The following is a 17,592-nucleotide window of genomic DNA, read 5'->3' on the forward strand; positions in this document are numbered from 1 at the left end:
CTGGGGGTTACACCCATTGCCCCAGGAAAACCTTCATGCTTGTTGATCAACGATTGGAACTGCATCAGCTGTTGCCGGCTTTGGTCGACGGGCGCCTGATCACACCCGAAGTGGCGCAGCGCTTGTCGGCGCTGCCGGCCAGCAACAGCCAGCATCCCCTGGAGAGCATCGCAGCCCAAGGCCCCAACCTGGAAACCCTGACCGAATGGCTTGCCCAGCATGCCGGGCAACCCTATCTGCTTATCGACCCGTTGAAGATCGATGTGGCAGCCGTAGTGCCGCTGATGTCTCACGCGTTCGCCCAACGTCATGCCATTCTCGCGGTGGCGGTGGACGCGCAGACCGTCACTGTCGCCAGCGCCCAACCCCACATCACCAGCTGGGAAGCCGGGCTGGCGCAGGTGCTCAAGCGTTCGATCAAACGCGTGGTGGCCAACCCGCAGGACATCGCGCGCTGCATCGGCGAGTTTTACCGGTTGGCCAAATCCGTCAGCGGTGCCGACCAAAAGGTCGCGGCGCCTGGCCATGTCGAATTGCTCAACCTCGGCGCCAGCGAGCAAGAGCCGGATGCCAATGACGCGCATATCGTCAACATCGTCGACTGGTTGTTGCAGTACGCCTTCGCACAGCGTGCCAGTGATATCCACATCGAGCCGTGCCGCGAACAGGGCCGGGTACGCTTTCGTATCGACGGGCTGCTGCATGACGTCTATCAGTTTCCGCCCCAGGTCACGATGGCGGTGGTCAGCCGCCTGAAAAGCCTGGGCCGTATGAACGTGGCGGAAAAGCGTCGGCCCCAGGACGGCCGGGTCAAGACCAAAAGCCCGACAGGCGCGGAAGTGGAGCTGCGCCTTTCCACCTTGCCCACGGCGTTTGGCGAGAAGCTGGTGATGCGGATCTTCGACCCGCAGGTGTTGCTCAAAGGCTTTGACCAGTTGGGCTTGTCTGCTGATGACCAACAGCGCTGGCACGCCATGACCAGCCAGACCAATGGCATCATCCTGGTCACCGGCCCTACCGGTTCGGGCAAGACCAGCACCCTCTACACGACGCTCAGGCAACTGGCGACCCGGGAGGTCAACCTGTGCACCGTGGAAGACCCGGTCGAGATGGTCGAGCCGGCATTCAACCAGATGCAGGTGCAGCACAACATCGACCTGACCTTTGCCAGCGGCATCCGCGCCCTGCTGCGCCAGGACCCGGACATCATCATGATCGGCGAGATTCGCGACCAGGAAACCGCTGAAATGGCGATCCAAGCCGCGTTGACCGGACACTTGGTGCTGTCGACCCTGCATACCAACGATGCACCCAGTGCCATCAGCCGCTTGCAGGAACTGGGAGTTGCTCATTATTTGATCAAAGCAACGCTACTGGGCGTGATGGCGCAGCGCTTGGTGCGGGTTTTATGCCCCCACTGCAAGCGTGCGCGGGGTGACGTGCATGAGGCCGTGGGATGCGCTGAATGTCGAAACAGCGGTTATCGGGGACGCGCCGGCGTATACGAAATCATGGTGTTGAACGAAGCACTGAAGACGCTGATCACGCCCGGCGCCGACGTGCAGGCGCTGCGTCAGGCGGCGGTGGCACAAGGTATGTGCAGCCTGCGCATGGCTGGCGTGCAAAAGGTCCAGGCAGGGCTGACCACCCTGACGGAGGTATTGCGGGTGACCCCTGGGGATTCGGTAACAAATCCTTTGTTTGTTACGCGGTGAAACCGTTCTTATCGGTGACAACACCGTTACAATCGGCCGAACGTCGTTTCACTGACACCATCAGATAGGGAATCGCTATGCAGATCGGAACCGTACTGCTTCTTTTCGTGGGCTTGGCCATCGCCATCCTGTTCATGGGCTTCAAGGTCGTCCCCCAAGGTTACCAATGGACGGTCGAGCGTTTCGGCCGCTACACCAACACCCTCAAGCCTGGCCTGAACATCATCATCCCGGTCATGGACCGCATCGGCCGCAAGATCAACGTGATGGAAAGCGTGCTGGACATCCCGCCCCAGGAAGTCATCACCGCCGACAACGCCACCGTGCAGATCGACGCCGTGTGCTTCTTCCAGGTGGTCAACACGGCCCAGGCCGCCTACGAGGTCAACAACCTCGAACATGCCATCCGCAACCTGCTGCAAACCAACATCCGTACCGTGCTCGGCTCCATGGAGCTGGATGCCATGCTCAGCCAGCGTGACGGCATCAACGAAAAACTGCTGAAAACCGTGGACGAAGCCACGGCACCTTGGGGCATCAAGATCACCCGTATCGAGATCAAGGACATCAGCCCGCCGGCCGACCTGATGGCCGCCATGTCGGGCCAGATGAAAGCCGAGCGGATCAAGCGTGCGCAAATCCTCGAAGCCGAAGGCCTGCGCGCCTCGGCGATCCTGACTGCCGAAGGCAAGAAGCAGGCGCAGATCCTTGAGGCTGAAGGTAGCCGCCAAGCGGCGTTCCTTGAGTCCGAGGCCCGAGAACGTCAGGCCGAAGCGGAAGCCCGTGCCACCCAGGTCGTGTCCGAGGCGATCGCATCGGGCAACGTGCAGGCGGTCAATTACTTCGTCGCGCAGAAATACATCGATGCCCTGGGCAAGCTGGCTTCGGCCAACAACAGCAAGGTCATCCTGATGCCGCTGGAAGCCAGCCAAGTCATCGGCGCGGTCGGCGGTATCGGCGAGATCGTCAAGGCGACGTTCGACAACAAGAAAGGCTGAGGCCATCGCCATGTGGGATTTCCTGCAGCATCTGTCGTTCTGGGATTGGCTGGCACTGGGTACCGTGCTGTTGATTCTTGAAGTATTTGGGGCCGGTGGTTACCTGTTGTGGATGGGTATCGCAGCGGCTGCCGTGGGCGTGATCAAGTTCCTGGTGCCGCCTCTTGGGCTGGAATGGCAACTCCTGCTGTTTGCCGTTTTGTCGATTTTGACGGCGGTGTATTGGTGGAAGCGCCAACGCAGCAGCGCCAAGGCCAGTGACCAGCCAGGCTTGAACGAGCGTGGCTCGGAGCTGATCGGCCGCACCTTCGTGGTGCATCAGGCGATTGTAGATGGCCGGGGCAAGGTAAAGGTCGGCGATGGCGTGTGGATGGTGACCGGCCCGGACAGCCCCGTAGGCGCTCAAGTACGGGTGGTTGGCCAGGAAGGCGTGGTGTTAAAGGTTGAAACTGTTTAGTCAGTGATGGAACTCGATTGGCCTAACTACAATCATAAACTACAGATAACCCACCCGGAGTCACCCATCATGCGTCTCAAATATGCTGTCGCAACCCTCGCTGTGCTTTCCCTCCCTGTCGGTTCAGCCATGGCCGACAGTTTCTGGCGCAATGTCATCTCGTCGGGCGCCACTACCGGCTCGACGTACCTGACCTTCAAAGACCACAAGCTGGTGGTTGCCGCGCAAGATGACGCAGGCAGCTTTGTTGCCAGCGACGGCGGCATCCGTGGCCCGTACCTGGAAGCCGCGATGCAGAAAGTCCGCGCCGATAACCCTGGCCTGCAGGCCACGGACATGGAGCTGGCCAACGCCATCCTCGCGAAAAACGCCGTCACCGAATAACTCGGGCTCGATAAAAAATGCCGCTTTTGACAGCGGCATTTTTTTGTCTTCAATTCCTACGGTCATCGCCGCTGATTACTACATAAGCATCCCTGCTTTCCCAAGTGAACACGGAGAAGTCCTGTCGAGCCTCACCCTGCCGGGCAACAAGCTAAGCGTTCCTTTTTAAATAAAGCGAACCACTGCCCATGCACACGCTTGCCTACGCACTGCTGCTCTCTGCATTTGCCACCCCTTACGCACAAGCGGAAAGCTGGTACGGATCAGCCAAATTCAACAGCGCTCGCCAGAACCTCTCCAGCTCGCTGCTGACCAGCCCACGCGTCACTGACAGGGTGGACGCCCCGGATAGTAGCAAGTCATTTGTGGCCTCTTTCGCCGCGGGCTATGCCTTTGACAATGGCTGGCGCCTCGAAGGGGAATACACCATGCCGAACAACTCGACATTCAAATCCTACTGGGCCCCCTTCAATGCCAACGTCAACAGCCTGCATGTCCAGAGCCAACGCTTGATGCTCAATGGCTATAAAGATATCCCGATCAACCCATGGTTGTCGTTCTACGGCATGGCCGGGGTGGGCGTCGCACGCATTGAAGCCGAGGGCTATCAAACCAATGAGACCCGTCGTTTCGCCAGCAATCGCCAGCATAACTTCGCCTACGGCGCAGGCATGGGGCTGGAGGCCAAGGTCAGTGAGCAAATCACGCTGGGTGCCGGCTATCGTTACATCGCAATGGGCGATGTTGAAACCGGCTACAACACCTTCGCAAACCGTGTGAACGCTCGGGATGAGCAACTCAAAGGTAAGCTCAAGGAACAGAATGTGTTTCTGGAGGCGCGCTATTCCTTCTGAAACCCAGTAGGAAATGCCGCTTTCGAAGCGGCATTTTTTAACCGGACGGTGACGATTCATTCACAGGCGACAGGCTATATTCAGTCAAGCCGTGCAACCATGCCGGTACTGATACCTCGCTTACTCATCGCCAATCTGAAACGGATGCCTTCGTCGTCATGAGCCAACAGCCCTTCCTGCCGTTTTCCAAACCCACCATTGATGAAGCCACCATCTCCGCGGTCGGCGATGTACTGCGTTCGGGCTGGATTACCAGCGGGCCGAAAGTGCAGGCCTTCGAAGCGCAGTTGTCGGAATACTTTGGCGGACGGCCGGTGCGCACGTTCAACTCGGGCACCTGCACCATGGAGATTGCCTTGCGCATTGCCGGTATCGGGCCAGGCGATGAAGTCATCACCACGCCGATCTCCTGGGTGGCCACGGCCAACGTGATCCTGGAAGTGGGTGCCACACCGGTGTTTGCCGATATTGACCCGGTGACCCGCAATCTCGACCTGGTCCAGGTGGAGGCTGCCATCACCCCGCGCACCAAGGCGATCATCCCGGTGTACCTGGCCGGCCTGCCCTTGGACATGCCGATGCTGTATGCACTGGCCAACAAGTACAACCTGCGCATCGTCGAGGACGCAGCGCAGGCGCTGGGTTCCAGCTGGGATGGCGAACGCATCGGCGCCACTGGGGATTTCGTGTCGTTCAGCTTCCAGGCCAACAAGAACATCACCTCTTCCGAAGGCGGTTGCCTGGTGTTGAACAACGCAGAGGAAGCGCGGCTGGCAGAGAAGTACCGCCTGCAAGGCGTTACCCGCAGCGGCTTCGATGGTCTGGACGTGGACGTGCTGGGCGGCAAGTTCAATATGACCGACATCGCCGCCGCCATTGGCCTGGGGCAATTTGCCCATATCGAGAAGATCACCGCACACCGCCAGAACCTGGCGCGCCACTATTTCAAATGCTTTGGCAGTGATTTCGAAGAGCAATACGGCGCACAGCTGCCGCCGGCTGATTTCGAAAACAGCAACTGGCACCTGTTCCAGTTGGTACTGCCGGAGCGCCACGACGGCCTACCGGCCCGCGCCACCTTCATGGAGCAGATGCAGGCCCACGGGGTCGGCATTGGCTATCACTATCCGCCGATCCACCTGCTGAGCCTTTATCGGGCGCAGGGGTTCAAGGAAGGTATGTTTCCGGTGGCGGAGAAGGTGGGGCGTTTGATTGTGTCACTGCCGATGTTTACGGCGATGACTGAGGCGGATGTGGAGCGCTCGGTGGCAGCGGTGAAGGCGGTTCTACAGCGCTGAAGCACATTGCTGGAGCCGGATAACCGGCTCCCGCAACAGGGTCACTCGCCGATGGCGGCTTTGTAGCCGGCAGCGTCCAGCAGTTTTTCCAGGTCAGCCGGGTTGCCAGGCTTGAGCTTGAAGATCCACGCGCCGTACGGGTCGGAGTTGAGCAGCTCGGGGCTACCGCTCAGTTCTTCGTTGACGGCAATCACTTCGCCCGCAATCGGAGCGTAGATATCCGAGGCGGCCTTCACCGACTCAACCACGCCCGCTTGGCCCGCAGCGTCAAACTGAGCGCCAACTTCGGCCAATTCAACAAACACCACATCACCCAACGCTTCCTGAGCATGGTCGGAAATACCGACGGTCACAGTGCCGTCAGCTTCCAGGCGCGCCCATTCGTGGCTTTCGGCGAAACGCAGGTCGGCAGGGATATCGCTCATAGTCTGTGTCCTCAAGAAGTAATGTCAGCGGCCTTCGGCCTGCCGGAAATAGGTTAGATCAAGGTTTTGCCATGGCGCACGAAGGTCGGTTTGACCACTCGAACCGGGTACCACTTGCCGCGGATTTCCACTTCGGCCCGATCAGCGGTTGCCGTCGGTACACGCGCCAGGGCAATGGATTTGCTCAGCGTAGGAGAGAAACTACCACTGGTGATCTCCCCTTCGCCAATATTGGCGATACGAACCACCTGGTGAGCGCGTAAAACCCCGCGTTCTTCCAGTACCAGCCCGACCAGTTTGAACTGCACGCCGGCTGCTTTTTCCGCTTCCAGCGCAGCGCGGCCAATGAAATGACGCTCGGCAGGCTCCCAGGCGATACTCCAGGCCATGTTCGAAGCCAAGGGCGAAACGCTCTGGTGGATGTCCTGGCCGTACAGGTTCATACCGGCTTCGAGACGCAGCGTATCGCGGGCGCCGAGACCAATGGGTGAAATACCAGCGCCCACCAGGTCGTTGAAAAAACCCGGCGCCTGATCAGCCGGCAAGACAATCTCCAGGCCATCTTCCCCGGTATAACCCGTGCGCGCGATAAACCAATCGCCATCAACCTGGCCCTCGAAGGGCTTGAGCTGGTGAATCAGCGTGCCACGAGACTGGGTGACCAACTCGGAGATCTTCTGACGGGCGTGGGGACCTTGAATGGCCAGCATCGCCAACTCAGGCCGCTCATGCAGTTGCACTTGGTAATTACCCAGTTGCGCATGCATCCAGGCCATGTCCTGGTCGCGGGTGGCGGCATTGACCACCAGCCGATAGGCGGCCTCGGTACGGTAGACAATCATGTCGTCCACCACGCCGCCCTTTTCGTTGAGCATGGCGCTGTACAACGCACGGCCACAGCCATGCAGACGTTCGACATCATTGGCCAGCAGGCGCTGGAGCCATTCCTTGGCCTGGGGGCCGGTGACATCGATCACGGTCATATGAGATACATCGAACACCCCGCAGTCGCGTCGCACCTGGTGGTGTTCTTCAACTTGCGAGCCGTAGTGCAGAGGCATATCCCAACCGCCAAAATCGACCATTTTCGCGCCGAGGGCGAGATGCAGGTCATACAGAGGCGTACGCTGTCCCATGGGTTTCTCCTTCCGGGCTTGGCGAAGGTGCGCAGCATCGCTGTTCGTGCCGGACACCTTGAATTACAAGGCCTGCAGCCACGTCCAGCGACTCGATCCGAAAGACGGACCGCACCGAATGCCGCGCATTGTAGCCGCAAGCCGTAGGACTGGCACCTAACCGATTTGCCGGGCGGAGCGTCGGATCAGCCCGATCACCGGCAACAGGCCCACCAGCACCAGGGTCAGCGCAGGTAAAGACGCCCGGGCCCACTCGCCTTCACTGGTCATTTCAAAGATCCGCACCGCCAGCGTATCCCAGCCGAACGGGCGCATCAGCAGGGTAGCGGGCATTTCCTTGAGCACGTCGACGAACACCAGCAACGCTGCGCTCAAGGTGCCCGGCAACAACAACGGCAGATACACTTTGCAAAACAGTCGTGGACCGCTGACGCCAAGACTGCGTGCCGCTTCCGGCAACGAGGGCCGGATACGCGCCAGGCTGTTTTCCAACGGCCCGTAGGCCACCGCCAGGAATCGCACCAGATACGCCAGCACCAACGCCGACAGGCTGCCCAACAGCAACGGTTTGCCCGCACCACCGAGCCAGCCGGACAGCGGCACCACCAGTTCACGGTCCAGGTAGCTGAACGCCAACATGATCGACACTGCCAGCACCGAGCCCGGCAAGGCATAGCCGACATTGGCCAGGCTGATGCCGGAGCGGATCGCCCGTGTCGGCGCCAGGCGGTTGGCGAAAGCCAGCACCAGCGCCACGCTGACGGTGATCAGGGCAGCGATACCACCCAAGTACAGGGTGTGGAGGATCAATCCGGAATAGCGCTCATCCAAGTCGAAGCGGCCGCGCTGCCAGAACCAGGCGAACAATTGCAGCATCGGGATGACAAACGCACAGGCGAACACGAGCCCACACCCGCTACTGGCCGCCGCCGCCTTGAACCCGCGCAGCTGATACAGCGCCTGGCCCCGTGGCCGCTCATTGCTCGGTCGGCTCGCGCCCCTGGCACGCCGTTCGCCGTACAGCACCAGCATCACCACCAGCAGCAACAGGCTGGCCAATTGGGCGGCGCTGGAAAGGCTGAAAAAGCCGTACCAGGTCTTGTAGATGGCCGTGGTGAAGGTGTCGAAGTTGAACACCGAGACCGCACCGAAATCCGCCAGGGTTTCCATCAATGCCAACGCCACCCCGGCACCAATCGCCGGCCGCGCCATGGGCAGTGCCACGTGCCAGAACGCTCGCCACGGCGATTGGCCGAGCACCCGCGCTGCTTCCATCAGGCCTTTGCCCTGGGCCAGGAACGCGGAGCGCGCCAGCAAGTAGACGTAGGGGTAGAACACCAGCACGAGGACGATGATCACACCACTGGTGGAGCGCACCCGTGGCAGACGCAGGCCGGTGCCGAACCATTCGCGCAGCAGGGTTTGCACAGGCCCTGAGAAGTCCAGCAAGCCGACGAATACAAACGCCAGCACATAAGCCGGTATGGCGAAGGGCAGCATCAGCGCCCAGTCGAGCCAGCGTCGGCCGGGGAATTCGCAAAGGCTAGTGAGCCAGGCCAGGCTCACGCCTAATAGGGTTACGCCAACACCGACACCCAGCACCAGCGTCAGCGTGTTGCCCAGCAGGCGGGGCATCTGGGTTTCCCAGAGGTGAGACCAGATTTGCGCGTCGATACTCTGCCAGGACAGCAACAGCACGCTCAGCGGCAGCAGCACCAGGGCGGCGACGGTAAAGACCGGCAGGTACCAGCGGCGTTGAGCGGGGTGGGCCAAAGTCAATTCTCAGTGAATGAATAGCTTGAAATCGCCGCAACCCAATGAGGGAGGGGGCTTGCTGTGGTGAGGGGGCTTGCCCCCCCCGACGGGTTCACCGTAGAACCATTGGGGCTGCTCCGCAGCCCAGCGCGGGGCAAGCCCGCTCACCACAGGAAGCTCGCTCCCACATTTGGATCTACGGTGCCCGGCAGAGTGTACTTAGTTCCAGCCAGCGCGATCCATCAGGCGAATGGCTTCAGCCTGGCGCTTGCCCGCCACTTCCACCGGCAAGGTATCAGCCACGAACTTGCCCCAGGTCGCCACTTCGGCCGACGGCGGTACCGCCGGGTTGGCCGGGAACTCTTGGTTCACGTCGGCAAAGATCTTCTGCGCCTCAGGCGTGGTCATCCATTCCACCAGCGCCTTGGCGGCTTCCGGGTGCGGCGCGTGTTTGGTCAGGCCGATGCCCGACAAATTCACGTGCACACCACGGTCGCCCTGGTTCGGCCAGAACAGCTTCACCGCCAAGTCCGGCTTCTGCTTGTGCAGGCGGCCGTAGTAGTAGGTGTTGACGATGCCCACATCGCACTGGCCGGCATTGATGGCTTCGAGCACGGCGATGTCGTCGGAGAATACGTCGGTGGACAGGTTGTTGACCCAACCCTTGACGATTTCCTCGGTCTTGGCCGCGCCGTGGGTTTCGATCAGGGTGGCGGTCAGCGACTGGTTGTAGACTTTTTTCGCCGTACGCAGGCACAGGCGGCCTTCCCACTGTTTGTCGGCCAGGGCTTCGTAGGTGGTGAGGTCACCCGGTTTTACCCGGTCGGTGGAGTAGGCAATGGTCCGCGCGCGCAGGCTCAAGCCCGTCCAGGCGTGCTTTGAAGAGCGGTACTGCAGGGGGATGTTCTTGTCGATGACCGCAGAGGTGAAGGGTTGCAGAATGCCCATTTGCTCGGCCTGCCAGAGGTTGCCGGCATCCACGGTGAGCAGCAGGTCGGCAGTGGCGTTCTCGCCCTCGGCCTTGATGCGCTGCATCAGCGGGGCTTCCTTGTCAGTGATGAACTTCACCTGCACGCCAGTCTTCTGAGTGTAGGCATCGAACACCGGCTTGATCAGCTCGTCGATGCGCGAGGAGTAGACCACCACTTCGTCGGCGGCCTGCACGGTCGTGCTGCCGATCAAGGTGAGTGCCAGGGCAGTCAGGAGGCGCTTGGGTGCCAACATGGGGGCGGTCTCTCATTTGCAAAAAGAGGGCAAATGATAAGGACTGGCATTTAGTGGCGCTTGGTGGAGGCGTTACCAGATGTTGCATAATCAGCTTTTTGCGGTGGAGCTGATGGCCTCTTCGCGGGCAAGCCCGCTCCCACAGGGGACCGGGCGTCAATGTCAGGGTTTTGCCAGGTCAGGTAGATCGCCGGTCAGGCCCAGCGCCTGGCGTACAAACACGGCCTTGGCTTCAGGCATCTGGTCGACCATCTTCAAGCCAGCATTGCGCAACCAGCGCAACGGCAGTTGATCGGCCTGGAACAGACGCTCGAAACCCTCCATCGCCGCCATCAACGCCAGGTTATGCGGCATGCGCCGACGCTCATAACGGCTCAGCACCTTCACATCCGCCAGCCGCTCACCACGCTCGGTTGCCGCCAACAACACCTCGGCCAACACCGCCGCATCGAGGAAACCCAGGTTCACACCCTGCCCCGCCAACGGGTGTATCACGTGCGCCGCGTCTCCGATCAACGCCAGGCCCTCAGCCACGTAACGCTTGGCGTGACGCTGGCGCAAAGGCACGCACACACGCGGGTCGGCGCTCACCACGGTCCCCAACCGCCCTTCAAAGGCGCGCTCCAGTTCACCGCAGAAGCTTTCATCGTCCAACGCCATCAGGCGCTCGGACTCGGCCGGCGTGGTCGACCACACGATCGAGCACCAATCCTCCTGCCCATCCCGCACCAGCGGCAAAAACGCCAGCGGCCCGGTGTCGGTAAACCGTTGCCACGCCGTGCGCTGGTGCGGCTGGCTGCTGCGCACGCTGGTGACGATGGCGTTATGCAGGTAATCCCATTCGCGGGTCGCGGTGCCGGTCAGGCGGCGCACGGCGGAGTGGGCGCCGTCGGCGGCTACCACCAGCGGCGCACGCAACTTACGGCCATCGGCCAACGTCAGCAGCCAGTCATCGCCGGAGCGGCGCATCTGTTCCAGGCGGGCATTGGCCAGCAGGCCCAGGTCGCAGTCATGCAGGCGGTCGAGCAAGGCATCCTGAACCACGCGGTTCTCGACGATGTGCCCGAGCACCTCGGCATGCACGCTGGCCGCCGAAAAGTGGATCTGCCCGGTGCCGCTGCCGTCCCACACCTGCATCTCGCCGTAGGGGCTGGCGCGCCGCGAGACGATACCGTCCCACACGCCCAGGCGCTCGAGGATGCGCTGGCTGGCGGCCGACAAGGCGCTCACCCGGGGCTCGAAGGCCGCATCACGGTCGAACGGCTTGACGCTCAACGGGCTGCCGTCGAGCAACAGCACCTGCAGGCCACTGCCCTGCAACGCAAGCGCCAAGGCGCTTCCGACCATTCCGGCCCCGACAATCAGCACATCTGCGCGCATGTCCATGCTTTAAGCCTGTCTCACTGGCGGCTTGCGCCGCACATAAAGGGTTTTGTCGACCCGCGCCACCAGGGTGCCGGAGCCGTCATGAATCTGCACCTTGAGGTGGGGCAGGTACTTCTCGCCCCCTTCGGTGTGTCGACGGACCTCGTCCAGCAAGGCCTCGTCGATGGAAAATTCGGCATACACCGGGCCTTTGCCCGGCGACACGAAGTCAATGCTCGCGGCCTTGTCCCACACAATGTAGTCGCGGCCCAGGTTCTCCATCAGCATCAGCATGTAGAACGGGTCAACCATCGAATACAGGCTGCCGCCGAATTGCGTGCCGACATAGTTGCGGTTGTACCAGCCCAGACCCATGCGCACTTTGACGTGACGGAAATCGGCGCTCATGTGCCGGACGCTGACCCCCGCCCCCAGGTACGGCGGATACAGGGTCATGATCCAGCGCAATAACCGCGCCTTGCCCAAGCGCTCGATCAACCACTTAAGCATCGGGTCGCGTGCCCAGGCCCATGGCCTGACGGGCGAACCAGCGTTTGGCCGGTGGCAACAGGTCCAGGCCCAGCAGGCCCATGTTGCGGCCCAGCGCCACCAGCGGCTGGGCGCTACCGAACAGGCGCGTGACCTGGTCGGAGAAGCCCACGGTGAGTTTCTGGTCCAAGCGCTGGCGTTCGCGATAGCCCTGCAAGGTCGCCAGGTCACCCGGCACTTGCGGCCCGGCCAGCAAGGCCTCGGCCAAGGCATTCGCATCGCGCAGGGACAGGTTGAAGCCTTGCCCGGCAATCGGGTGCAGGCTGTGGGCGGCGTTGCCGAGGATCGCCAGGTGGGAACGCACCTGCTCTTCGGCTTCGACCAAGGTCAGAGGGTACAGATGGCGGGCGCCGACTTGCTTGAGGGTGCCCAGGCGGTAGCCGAACACGCCCTGCAATTCACTCAAGAAGCTGCGTTCGTCGAGGTTGGCAAGGCGCTGTGCGTCCATGCCGATGCGGGTCCAGACCAGGGCGCAACGGTTGTCCGGCAGCGGCAACAGGGCCATCGGGCCCTCATCGGTAAAGCGTTCGAAGGCTTCGCCGTTATGAGACTCGCTCGGGGTAATGTTGGCGATCAGCGCGCTCTGGTTGTACGGGCGGGTTTTCACGCCGATGCCCAGCTGTTCGCGCAGTCCGGAGCGGCCACCATCGGCCAGTACGGCGAGGTCGCATTCCAGTACGGTTTCATCGTTGAGGGTCAGGCGGTAGCCATCGGCCAGCGGCTCCATGCGTGTAACTTCCGCCGGGCAACGCCAGCTGACCACGTCTTTGTCCAGGCCTTGCCACAGGCATTGGCCCAGCCAGGCGTTTTCCACCACGTAACCGAGGGCCGGCACGCCCTCCTCCATGGCAGACAACCGTGCGGTGGAGAAACGCCCACGATCCGACACGTGGATTTGCTTGATCGGCTCGGCACGGCGGGAAATGTCCTGCCACAGGCCCAGGCGCTGATAGATCTGCCGGGCGCCATAGGACAGCGCCGAAGACCGCGCATCGTAGCTCGGCTGGTAGCTGTCGCCCGGCGCGAAGGGTTCGATCAGCACGATCTTCCAGCCACGGGCCTTGGCCCCGGCCTGCAACGCCAGCGCCAGGCTGGCGCCTACCAAGCCACCGCCGATAATGGCCAGGTTGACCCGGCTCATCGGGCAGCCGCCATCAGCGCTTCGATGTCGGCGACAGTCTTGGGCACGCCGCCGGTCAGGATTTCACAGCCTTGCTTGGTCACTACCACGTCGTCCTCGATGCGTACGCCAATGCCACGCCATTTCTTTGCCACGTTTTGGTTGTCCGGCGAAATGTAGATCCCCGGTTCCACGGTCAACGCCATGCCGACTTCCAGCACACGCCATTCACCGCCCACTTTGTACTCGCCCACATCATGCACATCCATGCCCAGCCAATGGCCGGCGCGGTGCATATAGAAGGCCTTATAGGCTTCGCTGGCGATCAACTCGTCGACGTCGCCCTGCAACAAGCCCAGCTTTACCAGCCCGGCGGTGATGACCTGCACCGTGGCCTCATGGGCCTGGTTCCAATGTTTGTCCGGGGCGATTTCGGCGAAGGCGGCTTCCTGGGAGGCCAGCACAATCTCGTAGATCGCCCTCTGTTCCGGCGAGAACTTGCCGTTGACCGGCCAGGTACGGGTGATGTCGCTGGCGTAGCAGTCGATCTCACAACCGGCGTCGATCAGCACCAGATCGCCGTCCTTGAGCAGCGCGTCGTTTTGCTGGTAATGCAGGATGCAGCTGTTGCGCCCGGCGGCGACGATGGAACCGTAGGCCGGCATCTTTGCGCCGCCCTTGCGGAACTCATAGTCCAATTCTGCTTCCAGGCTGAACTCATGCAAACCGGCACGGCTGGCCTGCATCGCCTTCACGTGGGCGGCGCAGGAGATTCGGGCCGCCTCGCGCATCACCTTCAGCTCTGCCGCCGATTTATACAGGCGCATGTCGTGGAGCAGATGATCCAGGGCAACGAATTCGTTCGGCGGCTGGGCGCCCAGGTGCGCTTTAGAGCGGATCACGTTGATCCACTCCATCAGGTGCCGGTCGAATTCGGCGTTGCTGCCCATCGCCGAATACACCCGGTCGCGGCCTTCGATCAGGCCGGGCAGGATGTCGTCGATATCGGTGATAGGGAAGGCATCGTCGGCACCGAAGTCACGGATCGCGCCTTCGGTGCCGGCGCGCAGGCCATCCCACAGCTCGCGTTCGACATTGCGCTCGCGGCAGAACAGCACGTACTCGCCGTGCTGGCGACCGGGCATCAACACGATCACGGCTTCCGGCTCGGGGAAACCACTCAGGTACTGGAAGTCACTGTCCTGGCGGTACACGTGCTCGACATCGCGATTGCGGATCGCCACGGCGGCGGCCGGCAGGATCGCGATGCTGTTGGGTTCCATCTGCGCCATGAGCGCCTTGCGGCGTCGGGTGTATTCCGCTTTGGGGATATGGATCATGGGCAGATGGGCTTCCTTTCTTAGTGCAGCGACGGCTTGGGTGCAGCAGGCTCAGCGGACTTCTTGGTCTCGGTGAACAGCAGCAGCGGCGCAACGCGCAGGTACTCCATCACCTCCATGTAGTCGCCTTCGCCGTCTTCGGACTCTTCCAGGGCGTCCTGCACCTGGGAGATGGCTGCCAAGTCCTGCAGCACTTCCTTGGCGTCGGTGCTCAGTTCCAGGCCACCGGCGTTCACGCCGAAACCGTGGAGGAAGCCCTGGCACCATTGGCCCAGTGCAGCGGCGCGCTCGGTGAGCGGCGCGTCGTCGGTCGGCAGCAGCAGGACCACGGTGACGTCGTCACCGGTCAGCTCGCCCTTGACCATCTCTTGCAGGCCGATCAGCGCGTTGCGCACGTTGTCGGTCGGTTCGGTTTCCAGCAGCTCGGCCACGTCAGCCAGCCAGTTGTCGGCATCAAAGCCAACGCCGGTGCAGCTGCGGCCCAGCAACACACCGTGCAGTTCGGCAGGCGAGCATGGGTGGCCGCTGGTGCTCAGCAGTTTGGAAAAAGCGTCGTACGGGGAGTTCTGAATAGGCATGGTGAGCTAGGCGCCAGACGGCGCAATGTCTAGAATGGAGCGCTGTATCCTAGCACCGGCAGACGTACCAAGACTATCAAGGGCGTCAGATCGTTTATCCTGCAGTTGCCATTCATCAGACAAATCCAGTGGAACCCAATGGAAGACACCGACCTGCAAGCGCTGATGGCCAGACTCGAATTGCTAATTACTCGGGTCGAGCAACTTAAGAGTCAAAACGGACTCCTATTAGCTCAGGAAAAGACCTGGCGCGAGGAACGCGCTCACCTCATTGAAAAAAACGAAATCGCCCGGCGTAAGGTCGAATCGATGATTTCGCGCCTGAAGGCCCTGGAGCAAGACTCATGAGTTCAAGCAATAGCGTCACCGTGCAGATCCTCGATAAAGAATATTCGATCATCTGCCCCCAGGAAGAGCGCAGCAACCTGGTGAGCGCCGCCCGCTACCTGGATGGCAAGATGCGTGAAATCCGCAGCAGCGGCAAAGTCATCGGCGCCGACCGCATCGCCGTGATGGCCGCACTGAACATCACCCACGATTTGCTGCATAAGCAGGAACGCCCTGACGTGCAGGCCAGCGGCTCCACCCGTGAGCAGGTGCGTGACCTGCTGGAACGCGTGGATCTGGTGCTTTCCAGCGACTCAGACGCACCCAAGGGCTGATTGCCGCGACTGTTTGGGGTATACTCGCCCCACTCCCTGGCGTGTTTGCCAGTCGGCGATGTCCCTGAGCCGATTCGCACTACCCTGGAAGTTGCACGTTGGGCTGGTGTGCATGTCCGCTAGACGGAAAGCCTTAAAGCCTACTGCATCTTCCACCTTGAACTTTCGGGTTCAAGGGCTAAGTCGACAGCGGCTCTGTCGGGGAGCCTGAATTCCCAAACTCAATGCCAGTCCTCGGACTGGCATTGTTTTATGAGCCGAAACCATGACCGAACCTGCGCCGCTTTCCCGTCCGCAACTTCGACGCATGTTGCGCAATGCCCGCCGCGCCCTCACGCCGAGCGAGCAGCGCAAGGCCGCCCACGGCCTGTATCGGCAACTGGCACAGCACCCGCTGTTTCGCCGCGCCAAACATATCTCTTTGTATTTACCGACGGACGGTGAAATCGATCCGCGCCTGCTGCTGCGCGCCGCCCAGCGTCGTGGCAAGGCCACCTACCTGCCGGTGCTCAGCGCCTGGCCACGGACCAAGATGGTGTTCCAACGGGTAAGGCCTGGGGAAAAGCTGCTGCCCAATCGCTTTCGCATCCTGGAGCCACGGGTGAATATCAGCCGCCAACGCAAGGTCTGGGCGCTGGACTTGGTGCTGCTGCCGTTGGTGGGGTTTGATGATGCGGGGGGACGCCTGGGCATGGGCGGCGGGTTTTACGATCGCAGCCTGGCATACCTGGCGCGCCGCCAAAGCTGGCGCAAACCGACGCTGCTGGGCCTGGCCCATGAATGTCAGAAGGTCGAGCGTTTGGTGCAGGCGAGTTGGGATGTGCCGCTGGCTGGCACCGTCACGGATAAGCAGTGGTATATCGCAGAGACGCCACTGGAATCAGCGGCGCCTTGAAGCCGTGTTAACGCTTGAATTGCTGCTGCACGGGTGACAGTTCAACCGGCGCATCGGTCTTGTTCGACCACAAGCTTTGCGCATACCCGGTGGTCACGACGCCCAGACCAAACAAAATCACCAAAATCCATAGTAAATCCGGTTTACGTTGCATCGATTGCCCCCCTTCAGGCACCTCGTACACGATGACAACAACGTTCCAAAGTAGTCCGTTGCAGCTGCGTCAAGCTTAAAGGCCGGCATTTTGCGGTAACGTGAACCAACACGCAAACCTTGACGCCAACCGACTGTCGGTTTGTCATCAAATTGCCTGACAACTTGCCCAATGCCTTTTTCAGGAGCCCAAAAATGGCCTATTGGCTGATGAAATCCGAGCCCGACGAACTCTCCATCAACGGTCTGGAAAAGCTCGGTGAAGCACGCTGGGACGGGGTGCGTAACTACCAGGCCCGCAACTTCCTGCGCGCCATGGCGGTGGGTGACGAATTTTTCTTTTATCACTCCAGTTGCCCGGAACCGGGTATTGCCGGTATCGGCAAGATCGTCGAGGCGGCCTATCCGGACCCTACTGCATTGGAGCCGCAAAGCCACTACTTCGACGCGAAGGCCACCCCGGAGAAAAACCCGTGGAGTGCGATCAACGTGGCCCACGTCCAGACGTTTCCCAAAGTGCTCGGCCTCGGTTACCTGAAGCAGCAAACCGCCCTTGCCGAACTGCCCCTGGTGCAAAAAGGCAGCCGGCTGTCGGTGATGGCCGTCACGCCCGAGCAATGGGCCGCCGTAATCAACTTGCTTTAACTGACGGGTATCAACGCCCCGCCGGGGCAAACCGCTCAA

At 61.3% G+C, this 17,592-nt stretch carries 20 protein-coding genes and 1 other RNA gene; 11 read left to right on the plus strand and 10 right to left on the minus strand.

Annotated features, from left to right (window positions below):
* The first annotated feature begins 35 nt into the window (after nucleotides 1–35).
* The 6 genes from ACI512_RS01735 to ACI512_RS01760 all read left to right on the plus strand — a co-directional run bounded on the left by ACI512_RS01735 (nucleotide 36) and on the right by ACI512_RS01760 (nucleotide 5,706).
* The gene (locus ACI512_RS01735; RefSeq protein ID WP_405121590.1) at nucleotides 36–1,715 is read left to right on the plus strand and encodes a GspE/PulE family protein; all 1,680 of its coding nucleotides are present in this window, start codon (nucleotides 36–38) and stop codon (nucleotides 1,713–1,715) included.
* A gap of 77 nt (nucleotides 1,716–1,792) precedes the next feature.
* The gene (locus tag ACI512_RS01740) at nucleotides 1,793–2,713 is read left to right on the plus strand and encodes an SPFH domain-containing protein (protein ID WP_010207363.1); all 921 of its coding nucleotides are present in this window, start codon (nucleotides 1,793–1,795) and stop codon (nucleotides 2,711–2,713) included.
* 10 nt (nucleotides 2,714–2,723) lie between these two features.
* Nucleotides 2,724–3,170, plus strand: a complete 447-nt coding sequence (locus ACI512_RS01745; protein ID WP_015886433.1) for an NfeD family protein — start codon at nucleotides 2,724–2,726, stop codon at nucleotides 3,168–3,170.
* Between the two features lie 69 nt (nucleotides 3,171–3,239).
* Nucleotides 3,240–3,554, plus strand: a complete 315-nt coding sequence (locus ACI512_RS01750; protein ID WP_003176799.1) for a DUF2388 domain-containing protein — start codon at nucleotides 3,240–3,242, stop codon at nucleotides 3,552–3,554.
* A 188-nt stretch (nucleotides 3,555–3,742) separates the two neighbouring features.
* Nucleotides 3,743–4,408, plus strand: a complete 666-nt coding sequence (locus ACI512_RS01755; RefSeq protein ID WP_236378214.1) for an outer membrane protein — start codon at nucleotides 3,743–3,745, stop codon at nucleotides 4,406–4,408.
* Between the two features lie 158 nt (nucleotides 4,409–4,566).
* Entirely contained in the window at nucleotides 4,567–5,706 is a 1,140-nt protein-coding gene (locus tag ACI512_RS01760) for a DegT/DnrJ/EryC1/StrS aminotransferase family protein (RefSeq protein ID WP_102061181.1), read from the plus strand.
* A gap of 41 nt (nucleotides 5,707–5,747) precedes the next feature.
* Here the strand turns inward: ACI512_RS01760 and gcvH are convergent, their stop codons facing one another.
* The 9 genes from gcvH to ACI512_RS01805 form a co-directional block, all read right to left on the minus strand.
* Entirely contained in the window at nucleotides 5,748–6,131 is a 384-nt protein-coding gene (gene gcvH / locus ACI512_RS01765) for a glycine cleavage system protein GcvH (protein ID WP_015886436.1), read from the minus strand.
* A 53-nt stretch (nucleotides 6,132–6,184) separates the two neighbouring features.
* Nucleotides 6,185–7,267, minus strand: a complete 1,083-nt coding sequence (gcvT, locus tag ACI512_RS01770; RefSeq protein WP_236378205.1) for a glycine cleavage system aminomethyltransferase GcvT — start codon at nucleotides 7,265–7,267, stop codon at nucleotides 6,185–6,187.
* Between the two features lie 156 nt (nucleotides 7,268–7,423).
* Nucleotides 7,424–9,040 (minus strand): iron ABC transporter permease, encoded by a 1,617-nt coding sequence (locus tag ACI512_RS01775; protein ID WP_064054372.1) that lies wholly within the window; start codon nucleotides 9,038–9,040, stop codon nucleotides 7,424–7,426.
* A gap of 201 nt (nucleotides 9,041–9,241) precedes the next feature.
* Nucleotides 9,242–10,246 (minus strand): extracellular solute-binding protein, encoded by a 1,005-nt coding sequence (locus ACI512_RS01780; protein WP_094948806.1) that lies wholly within the window; start codon nucleotides 10,244–10,246, stop codon nucleotides 9,242–9,244.
* Nucleotides 10,247–10,408: 162 nt separating this feature from the next.
* Entirely contained in the window at nucleotides 10,409–11,626 is a 1,218-nt protein-coding gene (locus ACI512_RS01785) for a 2-octaprenyl-3-methyl-6-methoxy-1,4-benzoquinol hydroxylase (RefSeq protein WP_163825876.1), read from the minus strand.
* Between the two features lie 9 nt (nucleotides 11,627–11,635).
* Nucleotides 11,636–12,121: a DUF4442 domain-containing protein gene (locus tag ACI512_RS01790; RefSeq protein WP_405121591.1), complete on the minus strand. Its 486-nt coding sequence runs from the start codon at nucleotides 12,119–12,121 to the stop codon at nucleotides 11,636–11,638.
* Nucleotides 12,114–13,301: a 2-octaprenyl-6-methoxyphenyl hydroxylase gene (ubiH, locus tag ACI512_RS01795; protein WP_015886442.1), complete on the minus strand. Its 1,188-nt coding sequence runs from the start codon at nucleotides 13,299–13,301 to the stop codon at nucleotides 12,114–12,116. The genes ACI512_RS01790 and ubiH overlap by 8 nt, the downstream gene beginning before the upstream one ends.
* The gene (pepP, locus tag ACI512_RS01800; RefSeq protein ID WP_236378195.1) at nucleotides 13,298–14,620 is read right to left on the minus strand and encodes a Xaa-Pro aminopeptidase; all 1,323 of its coding nucleotides are present in this window, start codon (nucleotides 14,618–14,620) and stop codon (nucleotides 13,298–13,300) included. The genes ubiH and pepP overlap by 4 nt, the downstream gene beginning before the upstream one ends.
* A gap of 20 nt (nucleotides 14,621–14,640) precedes the next feature.
* A complete protein-coding gene (locus ACI512_RS01805; protein WP_015886444.1) occupies nucleotides 14,641–15,198 on the minus strand; it encodes a YecA family protein in 558 nt (185 codons plus the stop codon).
* A 138-nt stretch (nucleotides 15,199–15,336) separates the two neighbouring features.
* On the opposite strand from ACI512_RS01805, the gene ACI512_RS01810 reads away from it, so the two are divergent.
* The 4 genes from ACI512_RS01810 to ACI512_RS01825 all read left to right on the plus strand — a co-directional run bounded on the left by ACI512_RS01810 (nucleotide 15,337) and on the right by ACI512_RS01825 (nucleotide 16,755).
* Nucleotides 15,337–15,546: a TIGR02449 family protein gene (locus ACI512_RS01810; RefSeq protein WP_007982902.1), complete on the plus strand. Its 210-nt coding sequence runs from the start codon at nucleotides 15,337–15,339 to the stop codon at nucleotides 15,544–15,546.
* Nucleotides 15,543–15,860 (plus strand): cell division protein ZapA, encoded by a 318-nt coding sequence (locus ACI512_RS01815; protein WP_010207385.1) that lies wholly within the window; start codon nucleotides 15,543–15,545, stop codon nucleotides 15,858–15,860. The genes ACI512_RS01810 and ACI512_RS01815 overlap by 4 nt, the downstream gene beginning before the upstream one ends.
* 30 nt (nucleotides 15,861–15,890) lie before the next feature.
* A non-coding RNA gene (ssrS, locus tag ACI512_RS01820) (6S RNA) lies at nucleotides 15,891–16,069 on the plus strand.
* Nucleotides 16,070–16,125: 56 nt separating this feature from the next.
* Nucleotides 16,126–16,755 (plus strand): 5-formyltetrahydrofolate cyclo-ligase, encoded by a 630-nt coding sequence (locus tag ACI512_RS01825; protein WP_236378193.1) that lies wholly within the window; start codon nucleotides 16,126–16,128, stop codon nucleotides 16,753–16,755.
* A 7-nt stretch (nucleotides 16,756–16,762) separates the two neighbouring features.
* Here the strand turns inward: ACI512_RS01825 and ACI512_RS01830 are convergent, their stop codons facing one another.
* Nucleotides 16,763–16,909 (minus strand): hypothetical protein, encoded by a 147-nt coding sequence (locus ACI512_RS01830; RefSeq protein ID WP_015886446.1) that lies wholly within the window; start codon nucleotides 16,907–16,909, stop codon nucleotides 16,763–16,765.
* 194 nt (nucleotides 16,910–17,103) lie between these two features.
* On the opposite strand from ACI512_RS01830, the gene ACI512_RS01835 reads away from it, so the two are divergent.
* Nucleotides 17,104–17,553, plus strand: coding sequence for an EVE domain-containing protein (locus ACI512_RS01835; RefSeq protein ID WP_015886447.1), 450 nt, complete (start codon nucleotides 17,104–17,106; stop codon nucleotides 17,551–17,553).
* Nucleotides 17,554–17,592 lie beyond the last annotated feature (39 nt).

Origin of the sequence: Pseudomonas petroselini, assembly GCF_045037875.1 — a bacterium.
Lineage (GTDB): Bacteria > Pseudomonadota > Gammaproteobacteria > Pseudomonadales > Pseudomonadaceae > Aquipseudomonas > Aquipseudomonas petroselini.

What these genes read in the sequence shown, in the direction of transcription:
- ACI512_RS01735 (WP_405121590.1), top strand. Translation starts at nt 36, where the DNA reads ATGCTTGTTGATCAACGATTGGAACTGCATCAGCTGTTGCCGGCTTTG.
- ACI512_RS01740 (WP_010207363.1), top strand. Translation starts at nt 1,793, where the DNA reads ATGCAGATCGGAACCGTACTGCTTCTTTTCGTGGGCTTGGCCATCGCC.
- ACI512_RS01745 (WP_015886433.1), top strand. Translation starts at nt 2,724, where the DNA reads ATGTGGGATTTCCTGCAGCATCTGTCGTTCTGGGATTGGCTGGCACTG.
- ACI512_RS01750 (WP_003176799.1), top strand. Translation starts at nt 3,240, where the DNA reads ATGCGTCTCAAATATGCTGTCGCAACCCTCGCTGTGCTTTCCCTCCCT.
- ACI512_RS01755 (WP_236378214.1), top strand. Translation starts at nt 3,743, where the DNA reads ATGCACACGCTTGCCTACGCACTGCTGCTCTCTGCATTTGCCACCCCT.
- ACI512_RS01760 (WP_102061181.1), top strand. Translation starts at nt 4,567, where the DNA reads ATGAGCCAACAGCCCTTCCTGCCGTTTTCCAAACCCACCATTGATGAA.
- gcvH (WP_015886436.1), bottom strand. Translation starts at nt 6,131, where the DNA reads ATGAGCGATATCCCTGCCGACCTGCGTTTCGCCGAAAGCCACGAATGG.
- gcvT (WP_236378205.1), bottom strand. Translation starts at nt 7,267, where the DNA reads ATGGGACAGCGTACGCCTCTGTATGACCTGCATCTCGCCCTCGGCGCG.
- ACI512_RS01780 (WP_094948806.1), bottom strand. Translation starts at nt 10,246, where the DNA reads ATGTTGGCACCCAAGCGCCTCCTGACTGCCCTGGCACTCACCTTGATC.
- ACI512_RS01785 (WP_163825876.1), bottom strand. Translation starts at nt 11,626, where the DNA reads ATGCGCGCAGATGTGCTGATTGTCGGGGCCGGAATGGTCGGAAGCGCC.
- ACI512_RS01790 (WP_405121591.1), bottom strand. Translation starts at nt 12,121, where the DNA reads ATGCTTAAGTGGTTGATCGAGCGCTTGGGCAAGGCGCGGTTATTGCGC.
- ubiH (WP_015886442.1), bottom strand. Translation starts at nt 13,301, where the DNA reads ATGAGCCGGGTCAACCTGGCCATTATCGGCGGTGGCTTGGTAGGCGCC.
- pepP (WP_236378195.1), bottom strand. Translation starts at nt 14,620, where the DNA reads ATGATCCATATCCCCAAAGCGGAATACACCCGACGCCGCAAGGCGCTC.
- ACI512_RS01805 (WP_015886444.1), bottom strand. Translation starts at nt 15,198, where the DNA reads ATGCCTATTCAGAACTCCCCGTACGACGCTTTTTCCAAACTGCTGAGC.
- ACI512_RS01810 (WP_007982902.1), top strand. Translation starts at nt 15,337, where the DNA reads ATGGAAGACACCGACCTGCAAGCGCTGATGGCCAGACTCGAATTGCTA.
- ACI512_RS01815 (WP_010207385.1), top strand. Translation starts at nt 15,543, where the DNA reads ATGAGTTCAAGCAATAGCGTCACCGTGCAGATCCTCGATAAAGAATAT.
- ACI512_RS01825 (WP_236378193.1), top strand. Translation starts at nt 16,126, where the DNA reads ATGACCGAACCTGCGCCGCTTTCCCGTCCGCAACTTCGACGCATGTTG.
- ACI512_RS01830 (WP_015886446.1), bottom strand. Translation starts at nt 16,909, where the DNA reads ATGCAACGTAAACCGGATTTACTATGGATTTTGGTGATTTTGTTTGGT.
- ACI512_RS01835 (WP_015886447.1), top strand. Translation starts at nt 17,104, where the DNA reads ATGGCCTATTGGCTGATGAAATCCGAGCCCGACGAACTCTCCATCAAC.